Origin of the sequence: Streptomyces sp. NPDC023723 (assembly GCF_040639815.1) — a bacterium.
In the GTDB taxonomy this organism is placed as follows: domain Bacteria; phylum Actinomycetota; class Actinomycetes; order Streptomycetales; family Streptomycetaceae; genus Streptomyces.
On the sequence record NZ_JBFAAP010000121.1, the window covers coordinates 1 to 2,527 of the forward strand.

Annotated in this window: 4 protein-coding genes and 1 pseudogene; 4 read left to right on the forward strand and 1 reads right to left on the reverse strand. The window is 74.6% G+C overall.

All coding sequences use genetic code 11. From position 1 onward, the window contains the following. Positions 1–170: pseudogene (locus AB0G32_RS40280) on the reverse strand (benzaldehyde dehydrogenase); the annotation flags it as partial. 119 nt (positions 171–289) lie between these two features. On the opposite strand from AB0G32_RS40280, the gene AB0G32_RS40285 reads away from it, so the two are divergent. The 4 genes from AB0G32_RS40285 to AB0G32_RS40300 form a co-directional block, all read left to right on the forward strand. Continuing rightward, positions 290–736: a DNA-binding protein gene (locus tag AB0G32_RS40285; protein ID WP_361176035.1), complete on the forward strand. Its 447-nt coding sequence runs from the start codon at positions 290–292 to the stop codon at positions 734–736. Positions 737–800: 64 nt separating this feature from the next. Further along, the gene (locus tag AB0G32_RS40290) at positions 801–1,130 is read left to right on the forward strand and encodes a hypothetical protein (RefSeq protein WP_361176038.1); all 330 of its coding nucleotides are present in this window, start codon (positions 801–803) and stop codon (positions 1,128–1,130) included. A 206-nt stretch (positions 1,131–1,336) separates the two neighbouring features. Further along, positions 1,337–2,059, forward strand: coding sequence for an FAD binding domain-containing protein (locus tag AB0G32_RS40295; protein WP_361176041.1), 723 nt, complete (start codon positions 1,337–1,339; stop codon positions 2,057–2,059). Between the two features lie 227 nt (positions 2,060–2,286). Then, positions 2,287–2,527: hypothetical protein (locus AB0G32_RS40300; RefSeq protein WP_361176044.1), on the forward strand; the 241-nt coding region annotated here is incomplete at its 3' end.

Below are 2,527 nucleotides of genomic sequence, written 5' to 3' on the forward strand. Positions count from 1 at the left end.
GCCTCGGCGGCCCGGGTGGCGGCCCGGCCGACGTCCTCGGGCGTGGCCAGACCGACCGTACCGAGCCGGTCGCCGGTGGCCGGCTCGGTCACCGGCCGGGTGACGGCGGCGTCCTGCCAGCCCTCGCCGAGGAACCCCTTGCTCCAGACCGCACTGTCCAGAAGGGGCATCGCGTCTCTTCCTCTCGTCGGGGTCATCGAACAACTCGGCCTACGACCACACAAGTGCTTGAACAACCTGTTCACCATAATCAGTTGAAGCGAGACTGTTCATCGGGCAGGCTGCCGGTATGACCTCCACCCCGCCCCCGCCCGACGTCTTCTCCCCGCCGAGTCCGGAAGCGGCCCGCGCCCAGCGGGTGTACGCCGCCCTGCTGCGCATCGCCGAACGGCACGCGGCCACCGACGCCCAGCGCCGCCGCCAGACCAGCCCCGCGCTGCTCGGCCCGCACGAGGCCGTCCGGCTCGTCGCCTTCCTGCTCAGCGGGGCGGCCCTGCCGGACGACGGCGAACCCGAGGTGGACCGGGCCGACATCACCGCCGCGCTGAGCCTGGTCCCGCTGGTCCGCGGCGAACTGGACGAACTGGAGGCCGGGCTCCTGAAGATGGCCCGGGGCCGCGGCATGACCTGGCACGAGATCGCCTTCGGCCTGGGCCTCGGCACCCCGCAGGCCGCCCGCCAGCGCTACGAGCGGCTGTCCGGCCGCGTCGACACCGACCCCGTGGGAGCCGACTGACCGGCAGCTCAGAAGCAGCTCAAGTAGCTTGATCGGTACGGCGTCCCGCGTCGACGATGGAGGCATGTTCGGACGAAGCAAGCCGCTGGAACTCAATGTCCTCGTCCTGCGCGACGCGGACGTCATAGCCGCCGCCCTGCGCACCGCGCTGGCCGACGCCGCACCCGAGGAGCGGCCCGGTCTGGAGCGGGCCGCCGCGCTCGTGGAGCAGGCGGCGGCGGTACCGGACGCCGCCCTGCGCGCCCGCTGGGTCCATGAACGGCTCACCGCCGCAGGCCACGAGGGACCCGCCGACTCGGTACCGGCGATCAAGATCCTGCGCGACTCGGCGCCCGGACTGAGTCTGCTGTCCGCCGTCCAGTTGGCGAAGGACGCGGCGGCGCACCGGGCGTAGCGCGGACCGGTCCCGCGGCCGTACCGTCTCTCCTGGGGGCGTGCGCCCGGCGCAGAGGGAGCGCACGTGCTTGTGACGTGAGCCCTGTACGCGCCCCCGCGTGCGTGGGCACAATGCGCCATGCCATCGATCATGTGGCTGAGGTGCTGAACCCGTCAGGTGCCGGACCCCCGCCACCGAACTCCGAGGAAGGCAGGTCGGCCGCCGTGCTGTTGCGTCTGCCCACGTCCGTGTCCGAAGCGCAGGAGTACCTCGCCCAGGGGGCGGTGCCCATAGGCGGGGCGACCCTCGTCTGGGCGGGCTGGCAACGGGACGGCTTCCCCGAACTGGCCATGTCGCTGCGGAACCTGCCGGAGGCGAACGAGACAGCCCGCGAGACGCTGGGCGCGGCCGTGCTGCTGCACCGGGTCGACGAGCGGGTGCCCGAGGTGCTGCGGCGCGCGGCCGGCACGGTGGGCACCGGAGCGGTGCGGCGGACCGCCACGGTCGGCGGCAACATCGTGGGCAGCACCCTGCGCTGCCTGCTGCCCGCGGCCCTGGTGCTGGACGCCCGGGCCACGGTGCTGACCCAGGACCGCGTCTTCGAGACCGACCTCACCGAACTCGTCGCCAAAAGGCCCCTGTTGCTCTCGCTGCGCTGGCAGGCGCCCCTGGTCAGCGGCTACCGCAAGATGGAGGCCGAGGCGGGCGGCCCGCCGCCGCTGGTCGTCGCCACCGCCGTGCACGCCGAGGAGAGCGGGCGCCGGCGGCTGCGGGTCGCGGTCCGCGACGGCTACGAGGTGTTCAGCGAGAGCGCCGACTGCGGTACGGACGCCGGGGACACCGCCGACGCGCTGGACGCCTCCGCCCTCGGCTCGCTGCCCGCCGGGGCCCGCGCGGTGCTGCGCGAGCAGGTCACCGAGATCCTGGGCCGCGCCGCCGAACACTGAGGCGTCGCCGGGCACGGAACGCGCGGCGGACGTCCAGGAAACGCGACTTCCCGGTCCCGGACGGGCGCGGTGGCGCCAACGTCCGTCGTGCGCCCGCCGATTCGGTGCCCGGGGCTTGACGGGCCGGGACCCGGTCGGCCTACTGGAAGGCGCGGCCGGGCGTATGGGGGAGTCGTCCGGACCGGACCCGTTGCCCGGCCCCCGCCGAGACAGGGGCAGGAGTCCGGATGGTGCGGCGTCGATGGGCAGTGGCCGTGGTGCTGCTGCTCGCCTCGGTGCTGCTGAACCTGTTCGCGCCGCAGCAGGCACCGGACGGGACCGCCGCCGCCGCGGTCGTGGCGCGGATGGACGTCGCGACCGGCGACGGACCCCGGGACACCGGGGCCGAGAGCCTCACCGAGCCGAGCCCCTGCGCGGACGGCACCGCCGTCCGCCGCGCCGCGCCGCGCCCCGCGCGGACCGCCGAGA